Origin of the sequence: Psychrobacter sp. (assembly GCF_030454045.1) — a bacterium.
Classification (GTDB): Bacteria; Pseudomonadota; Gammaproteobacteria; order Pseudomonadales; family Moraxellaceae; genus Psychrobacter.
This window is the reverse complement of record NZ_JAKDJE010000125.1, coordinates 1-4,167: the sequence shown is the minus strand read 5'-3', so window position 1 is coordinate 4,167 and position 4,167 is coordinate 1. Positions and strand designations below refer to the sequence as shown.

Annotated in this window: 4 protein-coding genes; all 4 read right to left on the bottom strand. The window is 45.4% G+C overall.

What is annotated here, in order from left to right; translation table 11 throughout:
• Positions 1-338: 338 nt before the first annotated feature.
• Positions 339-1,154: a MipA/OmpV family protein gene (locus tag L0G63_RS13510; protein WP_301451117.1), complete on the bottom strand. Its 816-nt coding sequence runs from the start codon at positions 1,152-1,154 to the stop codon at positions 339-341.
• A 134-nt stretch (positions 1,155-1,288) separates the two neighbouring features.
• Positions 1,289-2,311: a rhomboid family intramembrane serine protease gene (locus L0G63_RS13505; protein WP_301451116.1), complete on the bottom strand. Its 1,023-nt coding sequence runs from the start codon at positions 2,309-2,311 to the stop codon at positions 1,289-1,291.
• A gap of 106 nt (positions 2,312-2,417) precedes the next feature.
• The gene (locus L0G63_RS13500) at positions 2,418-3,605 is read right to left on the bottom strand and encodes an alpha-hydroxy acid oxidase (RefSeq protein ID WP_301451115.1); all 1,188 of its coding nucleotides are present in this window, start codon (positions 3,603-3,605) and stop codon (positions 2,418-2,420) included.
• A gap of 38 nt (positions 3,606-3,643) precedes the next feature.
• Complete coding sequence (locus L0G63_RS13495; protein ID WP_301451114.1) at positions 3,644-3,958, bottom strand: glutaredoxin family protein; 315 nt, start codon at positions 3,956-3,958, stop codon at positions 3,644-3,646.
• Between the last annotated feature and the right edge of the window lie 209 nt (positions 3,959-4,167).

Genomic DNA, 4,167 nt, shown 5'->3' with positions numbered 1-4,167 from the left:
TTTGCTGGTATCATTAATTCCGAGCTTAACCTATGACTTTTGCAAGAGGTCTAATCCATCCATTTCAGCTATTTGGACTAATTCAGGAAGAGTTAAATTTATTCTTTGGTTTATAAACGAAAAAGTAGTTTGCAAAAAAGAGAGTTTCTCTATACTTATCTTACTTTTACTATCTTCAGTAGAGAGGATTTCTTCAATAGAGTTTAATCGTTGAAATAGGACATGGCCTTCAAAGCTTTCAGGAGTCATTCTTTATTTCTCAACTATTAACACACTAATTTTAAAGTGAAAGATCTGGACAAGATGCCCAGATCTTTCACACCAAACTTCCTAAATACCTAAAACTTATAAAGCAAACCAAGCGTGGTCGACGCTTCCGTACGTGAGTCGACCATTGGGCTGTCATATTGCTCGTTGGGCACATAGCTCACGCTTTGATTGGCAAATCCTGCCCATTTATCGTTAAAGTCGTAGTTGGCACTAACGCTGACATACGGATTTAAGCTTGAGTTAGATTTATAAGCGGCAACGCCCGTTTCCGCTGACTCTTCTTCACTGACGCCATAGTAGTATTCATTGTAGGCCGCATCATGATACTCAAAGCCGATGCTTGGATAGACCGTCAGCTTGTTTCTCGTGATCTTGGCAAGGTAAGTTAAGCGACCAGTATTACCGCCACTTTCGTCCAACACATCGGTCGCAAACTGACCACGAAACGCACCGATAGGCGTGCGACGCTGGTAGCTTATACCTGCTTCTGCGGATAGTTTGCGCTCATCGAGACCTTGCAGGGCACCATTAGCATCATCAGGATCAAACGAGTTTCCTGCGAGCTGCGCGTAAGCAGACAGCTGATTGACACCATCATTGATTAAGTACGCACCCGCTTGAGCACCGCGCGCATAGATCCTATTATTATCATAAAAAATGCCCGGCAGCACACGCACTTCAGTGCTGTCTTCGAGATCATAGGCTGATTTGACCGCCATGACATTGACCCCGACACTTAATTCGGCATCTTTGTCAGTCGGTAGGTTTTTATTAAGAAATGGGATGGCGCTAGACATGCTAGACACACTGAGTAATGCCGTAGCGGTTAATGTGCTCAGCACGGCTCGCGTAGAGAAGTGAGGTTGCGCTGCAAGTTTTAACATAATTGGGTCTCGTGGGTGAGTAGAAATAACGGGATAATAAGATCAGGTAAAAAACGAGCAAAAAGCGAATAATTAGTCTAAATAACTCGGCTGTTATTGGTAGTTATTTAGCAATGATAGATAAGTACGCGCATTTACTCAATGGCTTTTAGCACTTGTAGGATTTGCTGATGAATATCTTGCCACCACCAGACAAAGCCAATACTAATAATCAGCATCGCAAGCCATGGCAATAGTTGCCAGATTAGGCTCACATTAACAGGCTCTGGCGCAAATTTCTTGGGATCAATATAAGTGGGGTAGTTATTTATATAGCCACCACTTTGGTCGAAGTCGGCAGTATCTGCGGTGTTGTTTAAGTCTACAGAGGTTTGGATATTATTATCAGCAAATATATTGGTAAGCGGCGGATTACCGCGCTGATTATCGCGTAAGCTCGTTTGATAGCTTGGCTGATGATTGCTTGCATAGCTCGCTTGGACCGCGTTTTGATAAGCTTGCTGAGCTTGCGCCATAGCTGCTTGCTGTGCTAGCTCTCGCTTACGATAAACGAGAGCAATAGGCAAGGCAATAAGCAAGCCAGTAATCGCGCCGCCGATGTGACCGGCATTATCGATACCCGGTACGGCAAAGCCATAAACCAAGTTGATCGCCATGATGATGATCAAGCTCTTGAGATTGAGTATCATGCCATTGACCGATATTTTAAACAGGGCAGCGATCAGTAACGCCGCACCGATACCCATGATACCACCAGAAGCTCCCGCTGATAGGCCGGGCTGTCCTGTTCCATCCAAAATACTGTGCCAAGTGACATAGTTATTGAGCAAGTTGCCACCGATGGCTGCCAACAAAAACAATGCCAAAAACTTGGCTGAGCCAAACATCGGCTCGGCAATCTGCCCAAAAAAATACATGGCAAAGCCATTAAATAGTAGATGCATGAGACCAATGTGCAAAAACGCACTACTGGCCAAGCGCCATGGGTCATCCATCATCGTTAAGGGTAAGGCGTTGGCACCCCATTTAACTAACTCTTCAGTTGACGGGTTATTGGCATCGACGCCCGTGACTAGCTGCATGACAAATAGCCCGATAAAGCTGGCTAATAGCAGGGTAGTGACGGGCGCTGTTTTTAATAATTGTTGAATGGTCATAAAGCCTAACTGTCATCAAAATGTTATAGAGACAGTATAAAGGGTATGAGCAAATTATGTTATGTATAGCCAGTTTTAAACGTTGATTGTTCTACAATCAGCCGCTCTAAAAACGACCCACTTTGAGGTTTTCATACGTGCCTTTTACCAAGATATTATCCGTGACAGTATTGATATCGGTATGACCACAGAATGCCATAGATATATCACACTCTTTATAGATAATCTCAAGCGCGCGGCGCACACCGTCTTCACCATACGCTCCCAATCCGTAGAGAAAAGCGCGACCGATCATCGTGCCTTTCGCCCCTAGTGCAATGGCTTTTAGTACATCTTGACCAGAGCGAACGCCACTGTCTAGCCATACCTCGATATCGCTGTTTTCGGCTTGTACTGCCTGTACGATGTCTGCGAGGGCAGAGATAGAAGATAACGCGCCATCCAATTGACGACCGCCATGGTTTGAGACGACTAGGGCATCCGCGCCACTGCGAGCCGCCATAATAGCATCTTCAGGCTCCATGATACCTTTTATGATAAGTTTACTGCCCCACATGTCTTTGATACGCGCCACATCGTCCCAGCTCAGACGCGGATCGAATTGCTCTGCCGTCCAAGCAGAGAGTGATGACAGATCCTCAACATTTTGTGCATGACCGACGATATTACCAAACGTGCGACGTTTGGTGCCTAGCATATTCATACACCATTGCGGCTTGGTCATGAGGTTGATCATATTGCTTAGTGTTGGCTTAGGCGGTGCGGATAGACCATTTTTGATGTCTTTGTGACGTTGTCCAAGCACTTGTAAGTCGGCGGTCAAGATAAGTGCTGAGCAATTGGCCTCTTTGGCACGGCGAATCAGATTGGCCATAAAGTCTTGATCGCGCATCACGTACAGCTGAAACCAAAACGGCTTACTAGTATGAGCGGCGACATCTTCGATAGAGCAAATGCTCATGGTCGATAGTGAAAAGGGCACGCCGAATTTTTCAGCGGCGCGTGCGGCATGTATCTCACCATCTGCCCACATCATGCCGGTAAACCCCGTTGGGGCGATGGCTACAGGCATCTTGACTGGCTCACCGATCATACTCGTTGCCAGACTGCGGTTATCCATATCGACCAATACTCGCTGGCGCAACTTGATACGATCAAAGTCAGTTTCGTTATTGCGATAAGTCGTCTCAGTCCACGAGCCTGAATCCACATAGTCGTAGAACATACGTGGTACTTTGCGCTCAGCGACACGGCGCAGATCTTCAATCTCTGTCATTTTTTCTAGATTTAGCATAGGGTCCTCACTACAAATAATGTATAGACGGTTTGATGTTATGACGTAAGCAGTTGCTGCAAATCCATCACCGAAAACGGATAATTTAATCGCTGTGATGGGGTCAAAATCACAGGGATAGACGTGGCAAATTCCATTATAAGCGCCTCATCAAAGTCTGCAATATCGACATACTGGTAAGTAACCGGTTGCACCGCCTGAAACTGTGCGATGATTTGTTCGGCGATATCGCACAAATGACAGCCAGAAGTCCCAAGCAGCCACCATTGAGGATTATCTTCAGTGACACTAAGGTGTGGACTTGCGGCGATAACACGCGCTCGTAATACTTCTATATTGTTATCATTGTGCATGGTTGGTCTCTGATCTTAACACGACCAAAAAGTGCTGGTGGTTAGCCTGACTTGATGAGAAGTAAAAAATAGTTGGTTTATTATTACATCATAAAGAAGTGGTGTAAATAATGACAGCGATTGTGAGATTAGGTAAGATGAGTTCCTGTCTAAGATTAGGGCGTGTTGAACATTCGACCATGGCACTGACAGCGACTATTTTTTAGGCG